18 protein-coding genes are annotated in these 19323 nt (G+C 75.0%); 2 read left to right on the top strand and 16 right to left on the bottom strand.

Features of this window, described 5'->3' with window-relative positions; genetic code table 11:
- The first annotated feature begins 105 nt into the window (after nt 1-105).
- Together ACIQUR_RS28580 and katG are read left to right on the top strand one after the other, a co-directional pair.
- Nucleotides 106-693 carry a TetR/AcrR family transcriptional regulator gene (locus ACIQUR_RS28580; protein WP_403670109.1) on the top strand — a complete coding sequence of 196 codons (588 nt, stop codon included), beginning with the start codon at nt 106-108 and terminating at the stop codon, nt 691-693.
- Between the two features lie 157 nt (nt 694-850).
- Nucleotides 851-3040: a catalase/peroxidase HPI gene (katG, locus tag ACIQUR_RS28575; protein ID WP_403670106.1), complete on the top strand. Its 2190-nt coding sequence runs from the start codon at nt 851-853 to the stop codon at nt 3038-3040.
- A gap of 73 nt (nt 3041-3113) precedes the next feature.
- Here the strand turns inward: katG and ACIQUR_RS28570 are convergent, their stop codons facing one another.
- From ACIQUR_RS28570 to ACIQUR_RS28495, 16 genes are all read right to left on the bottom strand, one after another.
- The gene (locus tag ACIQUR_RS28570; protein WP_403670104.1) at nt 3114-3596 is read right to left on the bottom strand and encodes a DUF5709 domain-containing protein; all 483 of its coding nucleotides are present in this window, start codon (nt 3594-3596) and stop codon (nt 3114-3116) included.
- Nucleotides 3597-3745: 149 nt separating this feature from the next.
- Nucleotides 3746-4735, bottom strand: coding sequence for a hydrogenase expression/formation protein HypE (gene hypE / locus ACIQUR_RS28565; RefSeq protein ID WP_403670187.1), 990 nt, complete (start codon nt 4733-4735; stop codon nt 3746-3748).
- A 67-nt stretch (nt 4736-4802) separates the two neighbouring features.
- Complete coding sequence (gene hypD, locus ACIQUR_RS28560) at nt 4803-5984, bottom strand: hydrogenase formation protein HypD (RefSeq protein WP_403670101.1); 1182 nt, start codon at nt 5982-5984, stop codon at nt 4803-4805.
- Nucleotides 5981-6304: a HypC/HybG/HupF family hydrogenase formation chaperone gene (locus tag ACIQUR_RS28555; protein WP_403670098.1), complete on the bottom strand. Its 324-nt coding sequence runs from the start codon at nt 6302-6304 to the stop codon at nt 5981-5983. Before ACIQUR_RS28555 ends, hypD begins: the two co-directional genes overlap by 4 nt.
- Nucleotides 6273-8654, bottom strand: a complete 2382-nt coding sequence (hypF, locus tag ACIQUR_RS28550; protein ID WP_403670095.1) for a carbamoyltransferase HypF — start codon at nt 8652-8654, stop codon at nt 6273-6275. Before hypF ends, ACIQUR_RS28555 begins: the two co-directional genes overlap by 32 nt.
- Nucleotides 8655-8685: 31 nt before the next feature.
- Nucleotides 8686-9393, bottom strand: a complete 708-nt coding sequence (gene hypB, locus ACIQUR_RS28545; RefSeq protein WP_403670092.1) for a hydrogenase nickel incorporation protein HypB — start codon at nt 9391-9393, stop codon at nt 8686-8688.
- A 3-nt stretch (nt 9394-9396) separates the two neighbouring features.
- Nucleotides 9397-9792, bottom strand: coding sequence for a hydrogenase maturation nickel metallochaperone HypA (locus ACIQUR_RS28540; protein ID WP_403670089.1), 396 nt, complete (start codon nt 9790-9792; stop codon nt 9397-9399).
- A 94-nt stretch (nt 9793-9886) separates the two neighbouring features.
- Nucleotides 9887-9988: a DUF6893 family small protein gene (locus ACIQUR_RS28535; protein ID WP_403670086.1), complete on the bottom strand. Its 102-nt coding sequence runs from the start codon at nt 9986-9988 to the stop codon at nt 9887-9889.
- A 12-nt stretch (nt 9989-10000) separates the two neighbouring features.
- Nucleotides 10001-10591 carry a hydrogenase maturation protease gene (locus ACIQUR_RS28530; protein ID WP_403670083.1) on the bottom strand — a complete coding sequence of 197 codons (591 nt, stop codon included), beginning with the start codon at nt 10589-10591 and terminating at the stop codon, nt 10001-10003.
- The gene (locus ACIQUR_RS28525) at nt 10588-12111 is read right to left on the bottom strand and encodes a hypothetical protein (protein WP_403670080.1); all 1524 of its coding nucleotides are present in this window, start codon (nt 12109-12111) and stop codon (nt 10588-10590) included. The genes ACIQUR_RS28530 and ACIQUR_RS28525 overlap by 4 nt, the downstream gene beginning before the upstream one ends.
- Nucleotides 12108-12824: a DUF6084 family protein gene (locus ACIQUR_RS28520; protein ID WP_403670078.1), complete on the bottom strand. Its 717-nt coding sequence runs from the start codon at nt 12822-12824 to the stop codon at nt 12108-12110. Before ACIQUR_RS28520 ends, ACIQUR_RS28525 begins: the two co-directional genes overlap by 4 nt.
- Nucleotides 12821-13453 (bottom strand): DUF5947 family protein, encoded by a 633-nt coding sequence (locus ACIQUR_RS28515; protein WP_403670184.1) that lies wholly within the window; start codon nt 13451-13453, stop codon nt 12821-12823. Before ACIQUR_RS28515 ends, ACIQUR_RS28520 begins: the two co-directional genes overlap by 4 nt.
- A 92-nt stretch (nt 13454-13545) precedes the next feature.
- Nucleotides 13546-14085 carry a hypothetical protein gene (locus ACIQUR_RS28510; protein ID WP_403670075.1) on the bottom strand — a complete coding sequence of 180 codons (540 nt, stop codon included), beginning with the start codon at nt 14083-14085 and terminating at the stop codon, nt 13546-13548.
- Nucleotides 14082-15866 (bottom strand): nickel-dependent hydrogenase large subunit, encoded by a 1785-nt coding sequence (locus ACIQUR_RS28505; RefSeq protein WP_403670073.1) that lies wholly within the window; start codon nt 15864-15866, stop codon nt 14082-14084. The genes ACIQUR_RS28510 and ACIQUR_RS28505 overlap by 4 nt, the downstream gene beginning before the upstream one ends.
- 137 nt (nt 15867-16003) lie before the next feature.
- Nucleotides 16004-17062, bottom strand: coding sequence for a hydrogenase expression protein HypE (locus ACIQUR_RS28500; RefSeq protein WP_403670070.1), 1059 nt, complete (start codon nt 17060-17062; stop codon nt 16004-16006).
- Between the two features lie 91 nt (nt 17063-17153).
- Nucleotides 17154-18920 (bottom strand): enoyl-CoA hydratase-related protein, encoded by a 1767-nt coding sequence (locus ACIQUR_RS28495; protein WP_403670067.1) that lies wholly within the window; start codon nt 18918-18920, stop codon nt 17154-17156.
- Between the last annotated feature and the right edge of the window lie 403 nt (nt 18921-19323).

Genomic DNA, 19323 nt, shown 5'->3' with positions numbered 1-19323 from the left:
TCGAACGAACAGTAGGAGGGGGGCCGCCCCCTGTCCAGGTGGGGCAGGGGGACCGGAGGCCGTCCCGGGGGCCCGGGGCCCCTGACGATGAGGCAGAATGCCGCCATGTCCCCTGCGTCCGACACCCGCCAGCGCATCATCGACGCCGTGCTGCGGATCATCGGCCAGGACGGCGTCGCGGCCGTGACCAACCGGCGCATCGCCAAGGAGGCCGCCGTCTCCCTCGGCTCCGTCACGTACCACTTCGCCACCCAGCACGAGCTCCTGCGGGAGAGCCTGCTGCACTTCGTGGCCGAGGAGACCCGGCACTTCACCACCCTCGCCGACGAGTGCTCGGAGGGGCTCGACATCCGCCAGGCCGCCGAGGTGGTCGCGCAGGTCGCGGGCGTGAACGGCTTCGACAGCCGGCACATCGCCCCGTTCGAGCTCTACGTCCAGGCGGGCCGCGACGAGCGGCTGCGCACCGCCGCCGCCGAGTGCTTCGCCGCCTACGACCTGCTCGCCGCCCGCATCCTGACGCACCTGGGCGTGCCCGACCCCGAGCGGCTGGCCGGCGCCGCCGTCGCGCTGGTCTTCGGCCAGCAGCTGCGCCGCCTCGCCACCGGCGCGCCCGCGGAGGACCTCGTCGACGCGCTCCTGGTGCTCACCCGGATCTCCCCCGCCGCGCCCGCCGCCGCCCCCGGCCCCCGCTGACGCGTCGCACGCCGCTCCCTTTCGCCGACACGGCGCTCCCACGCGTCTTCTCGTGGCTCTGACGTTCCCACGCGTGTTCTCGTGGCTCTGAGGTGTGCGATGCGGGAGCATACGGACGCGTCAGGCGATAGATGGACCAAGAGGAAGAAGGGCGCACGTGTCCGGCAGCGAAAGCGAGAACCCGGTCATCCCCTCCCCGGCCCCCGTGCCGACCCGGCCGATGACGAACCAGGACTGGTGGCCGAACCAGCTGGATCTCCAGGTTCTGCACCAGCACTCCCCCCGCGCCAACCCGATGGGCGAGGACTTCGACTACGCGGCGGAGTTCGCGACCCTCGACGTCGAGGCGCTGAAGCGGGACGTCTTCGACGTGATGACGGCGTCGCAGGACTGGTGGCCCGCCGACTACGGCCACTACGGGCCGCTGTTCATCCGGATGAGCTGGCACGCCGCGGGCACGTACCGGATCGCCGACGGGCGGGGCGGCGGCGGCAGCGGTGCCCAGCGCTTCGCCCCGCTCAACAGCTGGCCGGACAACGCGAGCCTGGACAAGGCGCGCCGGCTGCTCTGGCCGGTGAAGCAGAAGTACGGCCGGAAGATCTCGTGGGCCGACCTGCTGGTGTTCGCCGGCAACTGCGCCATGGAGTCCATGGGGTTCAAGACCTTCGGGTTCGGTTTCGGACGCGAGGACATCTGGGAGCCCGAGGAGATCTTCTGGGGGCCCGAGGACACCTGGCTCGGGGACGAGCGCTACGTGGGCGACCGCGAGCTCAACGGCCCCTTCGGCGCCGTCCAGATGGGCCTCATCTACGTCAACCCCGAGGGCCCCAACGGGAACCCGGACCCGCTGGCCGCCGCCAGGGACATCCGCGAGACCTTCGGCCGGATGGCGATGGACGACGAGGAGACGGCCGCGCTGATCATCGGCGGGCACACCTTCGGCAAGTGCCACGGCGCCGTCGACCCGCAGTACGTCGGCCGTGAGCCGGAGGCCTGCCCGCTGGAGGCACAGGGCCTGGGCTGGCCCAACACCTACGGCACCGGCAAGGGCGCCGACGCGCTCACCAGCGGGCTGGAGGGCGCCTGGACCACCGACCCGGTCCACTGGGACAACGGCTACCTGGACAACCTCTTCCGGTACGACTGGGAGCTGACGACCAGCCCGGCGGGCGCCAAGCAGTGGACGCCGACGGACCCCGCGGCCCAGGGCACCGTGCCCGACGCGCACGACCCGTCGAAGCGGCACGCGCCCATGATGCTGACGACGGACCTCGCGCTGAAGCTGGACCCGGTGTACGAGCCCATCGCGCGGCGCTTCCACCAGAACCCGGACCAGCTCGCCGACGCCTTCGGCCGGGCCTGGTACAAGCTGCTGCACCGCGACATGGGCCCCCTCTCCCGCTACCTCGGCCCCTGGGTGGCCGAACCGCAGCTGTGGCAGGACCCGGTCCCCGCGCCCGGCCACGACCTGATCGGCGACGCCGAGATCGCCGCCCTGAAGGAGGCGGTCCTCGCGTCGGGGCTCTCCGTCTCCCAGCTGGTCACCGCCGCCTGGGCGGCCGCGGCCAGCTTCCGCGGCACCGACAAGCGCGGAGGGGCCAACGGAGCCCGGATCCGGCTCGCGCCGCAGAAGGACTGGGAGGTCAACACGGCCTCCGGAGTCGCCGCGGTGGTGGAGGCCCTCGAAAACGTCCGGAGCCGCTTCAACTCCGCGCAGTCCGGCGGCAGGCAGGTCTCGCTGGCCGACCTGATCGTGCTGGGCGGCTGCGCGGCCGTGGAGAAGGCGGCGCGGGACGCCGGGCACCCGGTCACGGTGCCGTTCGCGCCGGGGCGCACGGACGCCTCGCAGGAGCAGACGGACGTCGAGTCCTTCGCCGTGCTGGAGCCGGCCGCGGACGGCTTCCGCAACTACCTGCGGGCCGGCGAGAAGCTCCCCCCGGAGACCCTCCTCCTGGACCGGGCCAACCTGCTGACGCTGACCGCCCCCGAGATGACCGTGCTGGTCGGCGGCATGCGGGCGCTGGACACCAACGCCGGCGGGTCGGCGCACGGCGTCTTCACCGACCGTCCCGGGACGCTGTCGAACGACTTCTACGTCAACCTGCTCGACATGGGCACGGAGTGGCGGGCGTCCGACACGACGGAGAACGAGTACGAGGGCCACGACCGCGCCACGGGCAAGGTGAGGTGGACCGCCACGGCGGTCGACCTGGTCTTCGGCTCCCACTCCCAGCTGCGGGCGCTCGCCGAGGTGTACGCGAGCGCCGACGCGGGCGAGAAGTTCGTGCACGACTTCGTGGCCGCCTGGGACAAGGTGATGAACCTGGACCGGTTCGACCTCCGCTGACAGCGCACCGCGGGCCGGCCGGACCACCGGCCGGCCCGCGGCCGTGCGTCCGGTGCGGGAACCCCGGCACCGGTCAGCCGGCGGTCTCCTCGTCCTCGTCGATGACGTGGACGGCGGCCTCCTCGGCGGAGGCCGCGCCGCCGTCGATGCCCACGTCGTGCGCCCGTACCGAGAGGTGGGGGTCCGGGCCGGGGCCCGGTTCCCCGGCCGGGACCAGGCGGCCGGCCCGGCGGGTGCCCGCCTGGTCGTCCAGGGGTTCGCCCTCACCGCCCGGCAGGTCGCCGATCCCGTTGCCGTCGGGTGCGCCGAAGGGGTCGGGCTCGGGGACCTCGGTGGCCAGGCGCTGCTCCAGCGTCGTGCCGTCGCGCAGCTCCCGCCCGGTGGTCGCCGGGCCCGCGGCGGCGTACGGGCGCTCGGGGGGCGAGTCGGCGGTGTCGAGCCGGTCGTCGAGCCCGGGCTCGTCCAGCGTGTTCTCCAGGTCCGGCTGGAGTTCGCCGGGCTGGTCGGTGTCCTGGGGCTGGTAGACGTCGTCGGCGCGCGCGTCGTTCTCGGTCATGGCCCGGCTCTCCTTCCGGCCGCGCTCGTGCGGGCGGCCCACGGGGCTTGCGTACCCGCCTGCGCCTACCCGGGGCCGGGCCGCCCACACCGCGCGGCCGTGGTCCGGCGACGGGCGCGGCGCGCGGCCGCGCCCGTCGGGCGGGGCCGTCAGCAGATGCGGGGCAGCTGTTCGCCGACCGGGAGGTCGACGACCCGGGTGCCGCCGAGGGCGGTGCGGGCCACCACCATGCCGGGGTGGTCGGCGACCGCCTCGCCGACGACGGCCGCCCGCCGGCCCAGGGGGTGGGCGCGCATCGCGTCGAGGACGGCGTCGGCGTGTTCGCGCGGCACGAAGGCCACGAGCTTGCCCTCGTTGGCGACGTAGAAGGGGTCGAGGCCCAGGACGGCGCAGGCGTTGGCCACCGCGGGCGGTACGGGGACGGCGCCCTCGCGGATGACGACGCCGGTGCCGGAGGCGGTGGCGATCTCGTTGAGGGCGGCGGCCAGGCCGCCGCGGGTGGGGTCGCGCAGGACGTGCAGGTCGGGGGTGACCGCCAGCATCGCCTGGACCAGGCCGCCGAGCGCGGCGCAGTCGCTGGCGACGTCCACGCCGAACTCCAGGCCCTCGCGGACGCTCATGATCGCCACGCCGTGCAGGCCGATCTCGCCGCTGACGATGACCACGTCGCCGGGCACCACGCGCTGGGGGCGGAGGTCGACACCGGCCGGGATCAGGCCGATGCCGGCCGTGTTCACGTACACGCCGTCGCCGTGGCCCGCTTCCACGACCTTGGTGTCGCCGGTGGCGACCTCGACGCCCGCGGCCCGGGCGGCCGCGCCGATCGCCTCGGCCACCCGGGCGACCGTGGCGACCTCGACGCCTTCCTCCAGGATGAACCCGCAGGACAGGTAGGCGGGGACGGCCCCGCTCATCGCCAGGTCGTTGACGGTGCCGTTGACGGCGAGGTCGCCGATGGTGCCGCCGGGGAAGAACAGCGGCCGCACCACGTAGGAGTCGGTGGAGAAGGCCAGCCGGGCGCCGCCCAGGGTGAGCTGGGCGCTGTCCCCGAGGCCGGCGAGGGCGGGGCCCCCGTAGGCCGGTGCGAAGACGTGCCGGACGAGCTCGGCGGACAAGGCCCCTCCCCCGCCGTGGCCCATGACCACGCGGGGGTGGTCGCGCAGCGGGGCCGGGCAGGTCCACCCGGTGACGTCGAGCGGTGCGGTGTCAGACAACGGGGTTCGCCTCCAGGGGTGCGGTGGTCTCCGTGCGTCCTTCTCCGGTGCCCGTGGCCGCCGCGCCGGCGGCGCGCGGCGGGGCGAGGTCGAGGCGCCGGTAGAGGTAGTACGCGGCGCAGGCGCCCTCGCTGGAGACCATGGTGGCGCCGAGCGGGTTGCGCGGGGTGCACAGGGTGCCGAAGGCCTCGCACTCGTGGGGCTTGAGGAGGCCCTGGAGGACCTCTCCGCTGCGGCACTTCTCGGGTTCGCGGGTGGCGATGCCGGTCACGGCGAAGCGGTGCTCCGCGTCGTACTCCCGGTACTTCGGGGAGAGCCGCCAGCCGCTGTCCGGGATGACGCCGATGCCGCGCCAGGCCCGGTCGGTGACCTCGAAGACGTCGGCGAGCATGGCCAGCGCGGCCGGGTTGCCCTCGGGGCGCACGGCGCGGGCGTAGGCGTTCTCCACCCGGTGCTCGCCGCGTTCCAGCTGGTGCACGGCCCGGCGTACGCCCTCCAGGATGTCCAGCGGTTCGAAGCCGGTGACCACGATGGGCACCCGGTGGCGGTCGGCCAGCTCGGGGTACTCCGCCGTGCCCATCACGCTGCACACGTGGCCGGCGGCCAGGAAGCCCTGGACCCGGCAGCTCGGCGAGCCCATGATCGCCTCGATGGCGGGGGGCACCCGGACGTGCGAGACGAGCAGGCTGAAGTTGCGGATGCCGAGCCGCTCGGCCTGGTACACGGTCATGGCGTTGGGCGGGGCGGTGGTCTCGAAGCCGATGCCGAAGAACACCACCTGCCTGTCGGGGTTCTGCCGGGCGATGTGCAGCGCGTCGAGCGGCGAGTAGACGACGCGTACGTCGCCGCCCTCGCCGCGGACCCGGAACAGGTCCCGGCCGCTGCCGGGGACGCGGAGCATGTCGCCGAAGGAGCAGAAGATCACCTCGGGGCGGGAGGCGATCTCCAGCGCCTTGTCGATGACCTCCAGCGGGGTGACGCACACCGGGCAGCCGGGGCCGTGGATCAGCTCGACCTCGTCGGGCAGGAGCTGGTCGATGCCGTGCCGGATGATGGTGTGCGTCTGGCCCCCGCAGACCTCCATCAGTGCCCAGGGCCGGGTGACGGTGGCCCGGATGTCGTCCAGCAGCCGGCGGGCGAGGTCGGGGTCCTGGAACTCGTCGATGTACTTCATGGCCGCGCCGCCTCCCGGGTCGCGTCGTCGTCGCCGAAGGGCCAGCCGCCGGCCTCGGCGGCCGCCTGCTCCCATGGATCGCCGAACTCCTCCTGGAGCAGGCCGAGTTCGGAGAAGAGCCGGAGGGTCTGCCGGGCGCTCTCCTCGTCCAGGCGCTGGAGGGCGAAGCCGACGTGCACGATGGCGTACTCCCCCACCCGCAGGTCCGGCAGGTACTCCAGGCACACCTCCTTGACCACGCCGCCGAAGTCGACGGTGGCCATCCGGGTGCCGTCCCGTTCGCCGATGTCAATCACCCTGCCGGGTACCGCCAGGCACATGGGCTCCTCCTCGCTCTGGGTGTTCCGGGCGCCGCCGGGCGGCCGCGACCATGAGCTGGCCGAGGGCCAGGCCGCCGTCGTTCGGCGGGACCTGGCGGTGGCGCAGCACGGTGAAGCCGGCCCGGCGCAGCAGCCGGGCGCAGGCGGTGGACAGCAGGGTGTTGGCGAAGACCCCGCCGGTCAGGGCCACGGTGTCGGTCGCGTGTGCCGCGCGGGCGGCGGTGCTCAGCTCCAGGACCAGCCCGGCGACCGCCCGGTGGAAGCGGGCGGCGATCACGCCGGGGGCGGTGCCGGCGCGCAGGTCCGCGACGGCCGCGGCCAGCAGGGGCGCCGGGTCCGCCGCGACCGGGGTGCCCGTGCCGAGGGCGAAGCGGTATCCGGGAGCGGTTTCCGCGGCCGGGGCCGCCGGGTCGCCGGCGGTGAGGGCGGCCGCCTCCAGTTCGACGGCGGCCTGGGCCTCGTACCCGGACTCGTGGCAGACGCCGGCCAGGGAGGAGACGGCGTCGAACAGCCGGCCCATCCCCGAGGTGGGCGGGCAGTTCAGGCCGCGCTCCAGCTGCCGGCGCAGGACGCGGAGTTCGGCGGGCGGGCAGGCGGCGACGCACGGCAGGTCGGGTGCCCAGTCCAGGCCGGCGGCCCACAGGTGGGCGAGCGCCATCCGGTACGGTCGGCGCACGGCCGCGTCGCCGCCGGGGAGGGGGACCGGGGCCAGGTGCGCGAGGCGCTCGTACCCGGCGTAGTCGGCGAGCAGCACCTCGCCGCCCCAGATCGTCCCGTCGTCCCCGTATCCGGTGCCGTCGAAGGCGATGCCGATCACCGGGCGGGTGCCGTCGTGCCCGTGCTCGGCGAGGGCGGACGCGATGTGGGCGTGGTGGTGCTGGACCGGTACCAGCGGCCGTTCTCCGGCGTGGCGCCGGGCCCACCGGGTGGACCGGTAGCCGGGGTGCAGGTCGGCGGCGAACAGCCGCGGCGTGACGCCGGTGATGGACTCCAGCTGGCGCTCGGCGCGCTCGAAGGCGTTCTGCGTGGCGAGGGAGTCCATGTCGCCGATGTGTGCGGAGAGCCAGGCCTGCCGGTCCCGGCCGAGGCAGAAGACGTTCTTCAGGTCCCCGCCGGCGGCCAAGGTCTCGGGGACGGGGAGCGGCAGGGTCAGCGGCAGCGGTGCGTGCCCGCGGGAGCGGCGTACGACCAGGGGCTCGCCGTCGCAGACGCGCACCACCGAGTCGTCGCACGGCACGTGGATGGGCCGGTCGTGGGTGAGCCAGGCGTCGGCGATGCCCGCCAGCCGTTCCAGGGCCTCGGCGTCGTCCGTGACGATGGGTTCGCCCGAGAGGTTGGCGCTGGTCATCACGAGCAGGCGGGGACCGGGCGGATCGCCGGGCAGCCCGAGCAGCAGGTGGTGGACGGGCGTGTACGGGAGCACGAAGCCGAGGTCGGGGCAGCGCGGCGCCACCTCGTCGGCGGGCGCCGGCCCGTCCGGGGTGCCGGGGCGGCGCCGGAGCAGGACGACCGGGCGGGCGGGGCCGGTGAGCAGGGCGCGCTCCTCGGGGCCGGCGAGCGCGAGGCGCTCCACGGCCGCCAGGTCGGGGACCATCAGGGCGAACGGCTTGTCCCCGCGGGCCTTGCGGCGGCGCAGCTCGGCCACGGCGGCGCTCTGGGTGGCGTCGCAGGCGAGGTGGTAGCCGCCGAGGCCCTTGACGGCGACGACGGCGCCCTCGGCGAGCAGCCTGCGGGCTCCCGCCACCGGGTCGGCACCGTCCGTCTCGCGCGCGGGCCGGCCGGCCAGCAGCCGCAGCCGGGGGCCGCAGGCCGGGCAGGCGACGGGCTGGGCGTGGAAGCGCCGGTCGGCGGGGTCGGCGTACTCCCGGGCGCAGTCGGGGCACAGCGGGAAGCGGGCCATCGTGGTGTGCGCCCGGTCGTAGGGCAGGGCGGTGACGATGGTGAACCGGGGCCCGCAGTGGGTGCAGGTGATGAACGGGTGCCGGTGGCGGCGGTCGGCCGGGTCGGCGAGTTCGGCGAGGCAGTCCGCGCAGGTGGCGGTGTCGGGCGAGACCAGGGTGCGGGCGGCGCCCTCGGTGCGGGACGCGACGATGGTGAAGCCGGTGGTGCCGGCGGCGGGCAGGGGGCGGTGCCGGACGGCGTCGACGACGGCGAGCGGGGGCGCGTCGGCGGCGAGCCGCTCGCAGAACTCGCGTACGGCCGCGGCCGGGCCCTCCACCTCGGCCACGACGCCCTCGGGGGTGTTGGTGACGTGCCCGGTCAGTCCCAGGGCGGTGGCCCGGGTGTAGACGTACGGGCGGAAGCCGACGCCCTGGACCACGCCGCGGACGGTGACCAGGCGGCGTTCCACGCTCTCCGCGGTCTCCACGGGTGCCGGCCGCTCAGTGGCGGTGGGCGTGGGCGTGGCCCGCCATGACGGGGACGTGGGCGGGGGTGTCCGGGGCCACCGCCAGCGCCCGGTCGAGCAGCAGGCCGAGGCCCTCGCCGCGCCGGGCGGAGGTGAGCGCCACCTCGACGCCGGGGTTGACGCGCTCGACGTTGCGGCGGAACGCGGCCTCGTCGAACTCGGCGGCGGCGGCCAGGTCGGCCTTGGTGACCAGCACCAGCTGGGCGAGGCCGAAGGCGGTGGGGTACTTGAGCGGCTTGTCCTCGCCCTCGGTGACGGACGCGAGGACGACGCGCAGGCTCTCGCCGAGGTCGTAGGAGGCCGGGCAGACGAGGTTTCCGACGTTCTCCACGAACAGCAGCCGGGTGCCCTCGGGCAGCCAGCCGTCGAGGTGGCGGCCGAGCATCGCGGCCTCCAGGTGGCACAGCCCGTCGGTGAGGACCTGCTTGACCGGTACGCCCGAGCGCGCCAGCCGGACCGCGTCGTTCTCGGTGGCGAGGTCGGCGGTGAGGGCGGCGGCCGGTACGCCCCGGGTGCGGGCCAGGCCGAGTTCGCGTTCGAGCAGTTCCGTCTTGCCGCTGCCGGGGCTGGACAGCAGGTTCACGACCGTGGTGCCGGCTTCGGCCAGCCGGGCGCGCAGGGCCTCCGCGACCCCGTCGTTCTTGGCGAGCACCGCCTGCTTCAGGTCGACCGTGCGGCACATGGTTCAGCGCTCCTCGGGGATGGGTTCGCGGTGGTGCGCGGCGGCCGGTGAGTCGTCCCAGGTCACGTGCGCGATCTGGAGTTCGCGGCCGGAGCGCAGCTCGGTGCCGGCCGCCGAGCCGCAGCCGGGGCAGCACAGGTCGGGCGGCATGCCGACGGCCCAGTCGGCCGAGCAGGAACGGCAGCCGGCGCGGGCCGGCACGGTGTCGGTGACCAGCGTCGCGCCGGCCAGCACCGTGTCGGCACAGGCGAGTTCGAAGCAGAAGGCCAGGGCGTCGGGTACGACGCCGGCCAGCTCCCCCACCTGGAGGCGGACCTCGCTGACGGCGCGTGCGCCGCCGGCTTCCGCCGCCTCCGCCACCTGGGCCACCACGGCCATGGCGATCGACATCTCGTGCATGGGACTCCGTCCTGCCGCGGCTCATTACACCGGCCGGACGGGGGCGGGGCGTTCGGGCGCGCCGTCGGGCGGCGCCGCCCGTACGCCGTCCGGCTCAGAGCCGGCGCATGTGCAGGTAGCGCCTGATGTCCGGGAGGCACAGGGCCAGGAGGGCCGCGCCCACGAGCAGCGCGGCGCCGGCGGCGGTCTTCGTCACGGTGGTTCTCCTTCAGCGGTCGGGGAGTTCGGCGGAGCGGGTGGTGGCGGCCGCGGCCGCCGCCGGGCGGTGCGCCGGGCCGGGGTCGTCGGCGGGGTCCGGGGCGGTGTCCTCGTGGAGCAGCTCCAGGACCAGCCGGGCGGCTTCCGGGACCGCGGCGGCGACCGGGGCGCTGAGCCCGATGCCCTCGTCGAGGCAGGCGGGTTCGCAGCCCACGACGAGGATGCGGCGGGGCGGGCTGGTGCCGGTGCCGGCGCAGAGGGTGCCCAGCAGGGCGAGGACGGTGTCCGGGGACATCTGGTGGCCGTCGAGCACGCCGGCGGGCCGGTCCGGCTCCACGGGGGCGCCCTCGCCCGGGGCGTCGGGCTCGATGACGTACAGGGTTCCGGGGGGTCCGCCGCGTGCGGTGGCGTCGACCAGGACCAGGGTGTCGTAGCCGTCGAGGAGCTGGTACGCGAGGTGGACGCCGCGGACGCCGAAGTCGGTCGCCTCGGTGCCCTCGGGCAGGGCCGTGCCGGCGAGCCGGCGCACGGCCTCCACGCCGAAGCCGTCGTCCCCGAGGAAGACGTTGCCGATGCCGGCGACGAGGGTACGGCCGGTCACCGGTCGGCCTCCCCGGGCGGGCGGGGCTCGTCGGCGGTGCCGGGCTCCTCGGGCAGGGGGCTGACCTCGTCGGGCTGGAAGTACAGGAACCGGCCCTGCTCCCGGCGGATGTCGGCGCCGGGGTCGCCCTCGACGGTGACCGCGAGGTGCACTCCCCCGTCCACGTCGTGCAGCACCTCCTCGACCAGGGCGGTCCGGCCCTGGAGGAACAGGTCCTGGGCGTCGGTGCGCCGCAGTCCCGGCCGCAGGCGCACGCGGCTGCCGCGGCCGACGGGTACGCCGTCCACCGCGACCCGCTCGGGCGGCGGGCCGGCGGGGTCGGCTCCGGCCGGGTCCCACCAGGGGGTGTCCGGCCGGAACAGGCCGGCTCCGGCGTCCCCGCCGGGGTCCGGGGCGGCTCGGGATCCGGCGAACTCCTCGGGCCTGCCGGGGTGTTCCTCGCCGGTGATCTCCCGGAGGGAGCGGACCGCGCCGTGCAGCCGGTCCAGCACCTCCGGGGGCAGCGATTCGGCGAGGTCGACGACGGCAGCGGCCCGCGCGTCGGTCCCGCGGGCCTCCCGCTTCTCCTGGTCGGTGAGGGCCGCGGTGCGCAGCGCGAGGATCTCGTCGATCTCCAGCGCGTCGTACATCGCGCCGGCGCTCTCGGGCGCGATGGCCGGGTGGTCCTCCAGGATGATCGGGGAGGACAGCACCACGTCCGTGCGTCCGGGCTCCCCGGCGAGCACCGGCCAGGTGTGCCGGTTCTCGCAGGCGGCGGTCTCCGCGCGGGCCCACTCCGGTGGCTCGGTCAGGGAGAGGAAGGAGCCCGCGCCCAGGCCGAGCAGCAGGTGCGCGGCGACCAGGGACCGGGGCAGTGCGGCGTCGCGGCCGGCCGCCCCGGAGGCCCCGTCCGGGGTCCAGGGGCTGGTGTTCTCGACGACCGCGGTGAGCCGGTACGCCCGGTAGGGGACGTCGAGTTCGGCCGCGCGCAGCCGTACGGTGCCCTCGACGGGCGCGGCGCGGCGGACCAGCCGTCCGACGGTGCGGCCGTCGCCGTCGAGGACGGCCTCGGTCTCCTCGCGGGCCGGCCGGCCGAAGTGCCGTACCTGCCCGTCGCCGAGGAGGTCGCGGACCGGCACCGTGAACTCCACGCGTTCCTCGGCGCCCTCGTCCCAGGGGACGAGCACCCGGTCCGGCAGGTGCAGTTCCCCGGTGTCCGCGAACCCGCCGCCGGGCAGGGCCCGTTGGACGGTGCGGCGCAGCGGGTGCAGGAAGCGCAGCTCGACGGCGAGCACGGTGTCGCCGCGCGGTTCCATGAGGAGCTCGGTCCGGAAGGCGGAGTGCTCGCCGTGGGCCGGGCCCCAGGCCGGCGGCACGAGCACGCCGAACTGCCAGCGCAGCCGGTTCTTGGCCGCCGAGGCGCGGTACGGGTAGAGCACGTAGCCCTCGAAGAGGACGGCGTCGGCGACCTGCCGGGCGTGTGCGAAGCCCGCCGTGCCGGGGGCGCCGGTGGGGGCCGCGGGGGCCGGGGTGAGGGTCACGTGGTCCGCCCCTCGCCGGAGCGGGTCAGCAGGGCGGCCGGGCCGCCGGGACGGGTCGCGGCTCCGGGCACCTGGGGGGTGCGTCCGGACCCGGCGGCGTCCAGCAGGGCCCGTACGGTCGACTCCCAGGAGGCCAGCGCGTGCCGGGACCGGTAGGCGAGCAGGGCGTCCATGGTGTCCCGGGAGAGCCGCAGCCAGCCGCAGCCGGGGAAGTGCTGCTCGACCATCTCCCGCCAGACCGCGACCGGCAGCCGGAAGGGGGCCTCGCGGTCCCAGGGCACCGGCGCCACCTGGAACCCGCCCGCGCCGGTGAAGGCGGTGCCGGAGAACAGCAGGAGCAGCGGGGCCTCGCCGTCGCGGAGCGCCCCGAAGTAGCGGGTGGCCGCGATGTCCATGTCGTACGTGCAGGGCACCGGCAGGTCGACCTCGGTCTCGCCGGTGAACCCGGGCACCATCACGGCGACCTGGGCGAACTGGATGGGCTGGAGGCTGGTGCCCCAGCGGGAGCGCTCGCCGAACAGGTCGGTGAGCCCCTCCGCCTCGGCGGGACCGTAGCTGCGCCGGGCCGGTTCGATGCGCAGCTGGCAGCGGAGGGCGAGGGCGTGCACCCGGGTCTCCGGGGCCGCGGTGACGCGCAGCCGGAAGACCAGGGTGGGGCCCGCGGCGTAGGGGTCGGCGCGGACCCCGGTGCAGGCGAAGGAGAGGTCGGTCACGGGGCTCCCGTCCCGGTGGGCGAGGTGGTGGCCGCCGCCACGGGCCGGGCCCGGCGCTCCACCTCGGCGGAGAACTCGCGCAGCGCGGCGCGCGCTTCGGCGCCGCCGTCGAAGCCCTGCCACAACAGGCGCATGCGGCCCACGAGTTCGTAGCAGATGTCGACGGGCACCAGGTGGCAGCTGGTGCGGCCGCCGTCGCGGCGCAGCAGCAGGGCCTCCACGTCGGGCCGCAGCAGGGCGGCCAGCGGGGTGGCGTCGTGCAGCGCCTGCCAGGCGTCGGGGTCGAGTTCGCTCTCGGTGGCGCCGGCCGGGCTCGGGTAGAGGGCGACCGGCCGGTCGAGGGCGGCGTTGTGGAAGAAGAAGGCGGTGCCGACCGGGATGCGGAGCCGCTCCCAGGCGCCGTCGTCGAGCCGGTGTCCGGGGTCGGACAGGTAGCGGTCGGGTACGGTCCGGTACCGGCCGGTGGCGGCGCCGGGCCGGTCGAAGAGCACCGCGCAGGGCCGGCACGCGCACACCAGGGCGCGCCGTTCGGTCTCCACGAGGTGGCGGTGGCCGTCCCCGGACACCGGGGTGCCGCAGAGTTCGCACACCTCGGGGCGCGGGGGGCGGGGGCCGGTGAACCGGCCCAGCCCGCGCGCCGGGCGCGGGCCGGCCGGGCGCGGGCCGGCCGGGTGCGAGCCGGCCGGGTGCGGGGCCGCGGCTCGGGCCGGCGGCGCGGCGGTCACCGCACCCTCGCCGGGGCCGTGGGCCGGGTGCCGATCTGGAGGAGCACCGGCTGGGGCGCGCGGCGGTCCGCGGGCTCCAGTTCCACCGCCGTGACCTCGGGTACGAGGGCCCCGACCGCGTCCTCCAGGGCCCGCCGCAGGGCCTCCGTGCCGGAGCTGCCGCAGCCGCAGCCGCCGCTGCCGGTCTGGCGTACCCAGAGCACTCCCCCGGCCTCGTCGTGCGCGACCAGTTCGACGGGTTCGGGTGCCGCGGCCAGCACCCGGTCGATCCGGGTCCTGGCGTCCTCGGGGTGCAGGCCGTGCAGCGCGAGCAGACCGCCCACCAGTTCGTCCCCGGCGAGCCCGGCGAGCCGGGCGGGGTCGAGACCGGCCACGACGCGGGCGAGTCCGGCGCCGTAGAACTCCATGAGGACCCGGACGAGGTCCTCGGCCGCGGCGAGGGACGCCGGGTCACCCGCGGCGGCGAACCCGTCGAGGATCTCCTCGATCCGCCGCCCGGCCTCACGCGCGCCGGCCGGCGCGCCCGCGGCGGTCATCCGCCCAGTCCGCTCAGGCCGGTGGGCACGTGCATCTGCTTGACCGTCTTCCCGCCGCCGACGTACATGTGCACGCCGCACGGCAGGCAGGGGTCGAAGCTGCGCACGGCGCGCATGATGTCGATGCCCTTGAAGTTCTCCGGCGGATTCTCCTCGAAGATCGGGGTGTTCTGCACGGCGTCCTCGTACGGGCCCGGTGTGCCGTACGTGTCACGGGTGCTGGCGTTCCACGGAGTGGGCGGGTACGGGTGGTAGTTGGCGATCTTCCCGTCCCGGATGACCATGTGGTGCGAGAGGACGCCGCGGACCGCCTCGGTGAAGCCGCAGCCGATGGACTCGTCCGGCACCTCGAACTTCTCCCAGGTCTGGCTGCGTCCGGCGCGCACCTCGGCGAGGCCCTTCTCGGCGCAGTGCAGGGCGATGGCGGCGGCGTACGCCTGGAAGTAGGTGCGGGCGCGGTTGCGCTCCAGCGCGTTGCTCCACTTCGGGATGCGCCACTCGAAGGTGGTCTCGGGCTTGGTCATCGTGCGGGGCAGGTTGATGACGACGCTGTGCCCGGTGGCCTTGACGTACCCGACGTCGACGAGGCCGGAGAGGGCGGTGGACCATAGCCGGGCGATGGGGCCGCCGCCGGTGTCCAGGGGCAGGTGGTCCTTGCCGTCGAACCAGCGGGGCGACATCACCCAGCTGTACTTGTCGTCGAAGTTCCGCTTCTGCGGGGCGGGGAGGGTGTGCTGGTTCCACGGGTGGCGCGGGTCGACGGGGTTGCCCAGCGGGTCGTGGGTGACGAACTGCTCCCGGCCGGCCCAGTCGTCGTAGTACGAGCTGCCGAGCAGGATGCGGATGCCGAGGTTGATCTCGGTGAGGTCGTTGGTGACCAGCTTGCCGTCCACGACGACGCCCGGGGTGACGAACATCTTCCGTCCCCAGTCGGTCATGTTGGCGTACGTGAAGTCGCAGTGCTCCGGGTCGTTGAGGGCGCCCCAGCAGCCCAGCAGGACGCGCCGCCGGCCGACCTCCTCGTACCCGGGCAGGGCCTCGTAGAAGAAGTCGAACAGGTCGTCGTGGAGCGGCACGACCCGCTTCATGAACTCGACGTACCGCATCAGGCGGCTCATGTAGTCCGTGAAGAGCTGCACGGACGCGATGGTGCCGACGCCGCCCGGGTAGAGCGTGGAGGGGTGCACGTGGCGGCCCTCCATCAGGCAGAACATCTCGCGGGTGTAGCGGCTGACCTGCAGCGCCTCGCGGTAGAACTCGCCCTCGATGGGGTTGAGGGAGCGCATGATGTCGGCGATGGTGCGGTAGCCGTGCTCGCCGGCGTGCGGGGCCTCCGTGCGCTCGGCCAGCTCCAGGACGCCGGGGTTGGTCTCGCGGACCATCTTCTCGCAGTAGTCGACCCCGACCAGGTTCTCCTGGAAGATGTTGTGGTCGAACATGTACTCCGCGGACTCGCCGAGGTTGATGATCCACTCGCCGAGGTGGGGCGGCTTGACGCCGTACGCCATGTTCTGCGCGTACACCGAGCAGGTCGCGTGGTTGTCACCGCAGATCCCGCAGATGCGACTGGTGATGAAGTGCGCGTCGCGGGGGTCCTTGCCGCGCATGAAGACGCTGTAGCCGCGGAAGACCGACGAGGTGCTGTAGCACTCGGCGACGCGCTTCTGCTTGAAGTCGATCTTCGTGTGGATGCCGAGGCTGCCCACGATCCGGGTGATCGGGTCCCAGGCCATCTCGACGAGGCCGCTGCCGTCACCGGCCGCCTTGGTGTTCGGTGTCATCGTGTGTGCCGTGAGCCTTCCGGGGTGCGGGAGCGGGGTGGTGGGGGCGTGGTTGCGGGTGCGTGTGACACGGCCGTGGTGGCACGGGCGTGGTCACACTGGCGTGGTCACACGGCCGTGGTCGCGGCGTGCGGGGGTCAGCGCGGCGGGCGGTAGCCCGTGGTGAGCTTCTTGCCGGTGTGGCGCCACTTGGGCTCCTTGTCGGCGGTGTGCAGGGTGATCGAGCGGAGCCTGCGGACGACCGCCCCGTACGCGCTGCTCGCCGTGACGGAGACCCTGGCGCCGGGCGGCTCGTCCATGAACGGCATGAACTTGTCGGGGAATCCGGGCATCGTGCAGGCGATGCAGATGCCGCCGACGTTCGGGCAGCCGCCGACGCCGTTGATCCAGCCGCGCTTGGGGACGTTGCACTTGACGACCGGTCCCCAGCAGCCCAGCTTGACCAGGCACTTGGGCGAGTCGTAGGTGTGCGCGAACTGGCCCTGCTCGTAGTAGCCGGCGCGGTCGCAGCCCTCGTGCACCGTGGCGCCGAACAGCCAGGTGGGGCGCAGCTTGTCGTCGAGCGGGATCATCGGCGCCGACCCGGCGGCCTGGTAGAGCAGGTACGTGAGCGTCTCGGAGAAGTTGTCCGGCTGGATGGGGCAGCCGGGGACGCACACGATGGGGATGCCGGCGTGGGACTTCCAGTCCCAGCCGAGGTAGTCGGGCACGCCCATGGCGCCCGTCGGGTTCCCCTCCATGGCGTGGATGCCGCCGTACGTGGCGCAGGTGCCGATGGCGACGACGGCGAGGGCCTTGGGCGCGAGCCGGTCGATCCACTCGCTGGTGGTGATGGGCTGGCCGGTCGCGGGGTCGTCACCGAAGCCGCACCAGTAGCCCTCCCGCTTGACCTTCTCGTTGGGGATCGAGCCCTCCACGACCAGCACGAAGGGGTCGATCTCGCCGCGCTCGCCCTTGAAGAACCACTCGATGAAGGTGTCGGCGCCGCCGACGGGGCCGCACTCGAAGTCGATCAGCGGCCAGTGCACCTGGACCTTCGGCAGCCCGGGGAGGGCGCCGGTGACGATCTCCTCGATGGTGGGCTGCATGGCCGCCGTGAGGGCGACGGAGTCGCCGTCGCAGCTCAGGCCGGCGTTGATCCAGAGGATGTGGACCGTGGGGTCCTCCACCTGGGTGGTCGTCGGGCTCGCGTCCATGCGGGTTTCCTCCTCGGGGAGGGGTGGGGGGACGGGCCGCCCGGGGCGGCCTCACCTTTCTTGGTAACAGCCGGTGGGGGCGGCTGCCGTGTCATGTGCGGCCAGTCCGGTGACGGCCCCGGGTCCCGGCCGCGGTGTCCGCCTCCGGTTGCGCGGCGGGGTGCGCGGCCGGTCCGGTGCCGGGCGGGAGGGTGAGGTGCGGCGGGGTGCCGGCCGGGTGTTCCTTGCGTACGAAGGCCCGGCGCAGGGCGTGGTAGGGCGCGGCCGGGTCGTCGAAGACGGCCCGCATCCGGGCCAGCTCGTCGGCGCGGTGGGCGGCGAGCGGCCGGAGGGCCTCGTCGCGCTCGCGCCGGCCCTTCTTGGCGGCGATCCGGGCCTGGGTGCCGGGCACGGCGGACAGCCGGACGGCGAGGCGCCGGGTGCGTGCGGCGAACTCCTGCGGGGAGCAGGGGATCGTACGGTCGACCAGGCCGAGGCGGCGTGCCGCGTCGGCGCCCACGGGCAGGGCCTCGGCCATCAGGCGGGCGGCGGTGGCGGCGCCGACGCGGCGGGGCAGGGTGTACGTCCAGAACTCGGAGCCGTACAGGCCCATCAGCCGGTAGTGGGGGTTGAGCACGGCGCCCGAGCGGCACCAGACCTCGTCGGCGGCCAGGGCCAGCATGGCGCCGCCGGCGGCCGCGTTGCCGCCGAGGGCGGCGACGACGATGCGGTCAGTGGTGGTCAGGACGGCCTCGACGAGGTCGTCGATGGCGTTGATGTTGGCCCAGGACTCGGCGGCCGGGTCGGCGGCGGCCTCGATCACGCCGAGGTGGATGCCGTTGGAGAAGAAGTCGCGGCCGCCGCCGAGGACGAGGACGGAGGTGGGGCGGGCGCAGGCGGCCCGGTAGGCGTCGAGGAGCCGGCGGCACTGGCCGGTGCTCATGGCGCCGCCCGGGAAGGCGAAGTCCAGGAAGCCGGTGGCGCCCTCTTCGCGGTAGGTGATGTCGCTCCAGGTGCGCGGGCCTTCGGCGGCGTCGAAGGGGGCGGGGAGTTCGGGGAGCGGGGGCAGCAGGGGGCCGAGCGCGAGGGTGGCGGGCAGCTTGACCGGGGCGGGCGCGCCGGGGGTGCGGGGGGCGCGGAGTTCCGGGATCCAGACGGCGCCGTCGGAGGTGGCCCGGCAGACGGCGCCGTTGCGGGTGGCGAGGAGGGCGCCGGGGCGGCCGCGCAGGGCGTCCTCGGGGTGGCCGCCGTGCAGGTACCAGGGGGCGCCGAGGAGTTCGTCGAGGACACCGGGCCGGGAGTCGGCGGCCCGCAGGCGGCGCAGGACCAGCTCGGTGGGGTCCGCGTGCCAGTCGATGCGGCGGTCTGCCTGGCGTACGGGCGGACGGACCGGGCCGGGGGTCTGGGGCTCCGGTACGTGCGTGCCGGCGGCGAACCGTGCCACGGCCAGCAGCACCGCCTCCAGGGCGGCGTCCGCGACCTCGCCGCGGTAGAGGTCGCTCTTGCCGAGGGGCGGGAGGGGGCAGGAGGCGGTGGCCCAGATGTCACCGGCGTCCATCTCGGCGTTCGCCTGGAGCACGGTGACGCCCCAGGTGGCGGCACCGTCGTGGAGGGCGTGGTCGAGGGAGGAGGCGCCCCGGTCGCCGGGCGGCCCGGGGTGCACGATCAGGCAGGTGCGGGCGGACCAGACCTCTTCCGGAAGCGCGGTGCGCAGCATCGGGGCGAGCACCAGGTCGGGGTCGTGGCGGTCGACGGCCGCGGTGAGGTCCGTACCGGGGAGGGCCAGCTCGACGGCCACCCGGTGGCCGCGGTCGCGGAGTTCGGCGTGGACCCGCTGGGTGAGGCTGTTGAAGGCACTGGCGACGAGCAGGATGTGCACGTGGTCTCCCGGCTGCGGCCGCGGGCTCCGGCCGGAGGGGCGGAACGTGGGGCGGCCCGGTCCGGGCGCCCTGCGTGACCGGGTCATGACCGGCCGCCAGCGATGATCCGGCCCCCCGCCCACCGCCCCGGCGGCGCCGGGCGGCCGCGTCACCCGAAAGCGGTCCCCGGTGGGGCCGGTCGGCGGCGGCGCGGGGTGCGCGGGGGCGCGCCGGCGCCACCGGTCCGCGCACCCGGCACCGCTGCGCGGGGCGGGTGCCGCGGGGCACGGCCGGTGCCACGGGGTACGGCCGGTGCCGCGGGGTACGGCGGGTGCCACGGGGTACGGCGGGTGCCGCAGGGTACGGCGGGTGCGGCTCCGCGAGGCGGGAGGACCGGTCGGCCGGGAACGTGGGGTGGGGCGG

It is taken from the genome of Streptomyces sp. NPDC101132, from assembly GCF_044759225.1.
GTDB lineage: Bacteria > Actinomycetota > Actinomycetes > Streptomycetales > Streptomycetaceae > Streptomyces.
This window is presented reverse-complemented; position numbering and strand designations above follow the sequence as displayed.

What these genes read in the sequence shown, in the direction of transcription:
- ACIQUR_RS28580 (WP_403670109.1), top strand. Translation starts at nt 106, where the DNA reads ATGTCCCCTGCGTCCGACACCCGCCAGCGCATCATCGACGCCGTGCTG.
- ACIQUR_RS28570 (WP_403670104.1), bottom strand. Translation starts at nt 3,596, where the DNA reads ATGACCGAGAACGACGCGCGCGCCGACGACGTCTACCAGCCCCAGGAC.
- hypE (WP_403670187.1), bottom strand. Translation starts at nt 4,735, where the DNA reads ATGGGCCACGGCGGGGGAGGGGCCTTGTCCGCCGAGCTCGTCCGGCAC.
- hypD (WP_403670101.1), bottom strand. Translation starts at nt 5,984, where the DNA reads ATGAAGTACATCGACGAGTTCCAGGACCCCGACCTCGCCCGCCGGCTG.
- ACIQUR_RS28555 (WP_403670098.1), bottom strand. Translation starts at nt 6,304, where the DNA reads ATGTGCCTGGCGGTACCCGGCAGGGTGATTGACATCGGCGAACGGGAC.
- hypB (WP_403670092.1), bottom strand. Translation starts at nt 9,393, where the DNA reads ATGTGCCGCACGGTCGACCTGAAGCAGGCGGTGCTCGCCAAGAACGAC.
- ACIQUR_RS28540 (WP_403670089.1), bottom strand. Translation starts at nt 9,792, where the DNA reads ATGCACGAGATGTCGATCGCCATGGCCGTGGTGGCCCAGGTGGCGGAG.
- ACIQUR_RS28510 (WP_403670075.1), bottom strand. Translation starts at nt 14,085, where the DNA reads ATGACCGCCGCGGGCGCGCCGGCCGGCGCGCGTGAGGCCGGGCGGCGG.
- ACIQUR_RS28505 (WP_403670073.1), bottom strand. Translation starts at nt 15,866, where the DNA reads ATGACACCGAACACCAAGGCGGCCGGTGACGGCAGCGGCCTCGTCGAG.
- ACIQUR_RS28500 (WP_403670070.1), bottom strand. Translation starts at nt 17,062, where the DNA reads ATGGACGCGAGCCCGACGACCACCCAGGTGGAGGACCCCACGGTCCAC.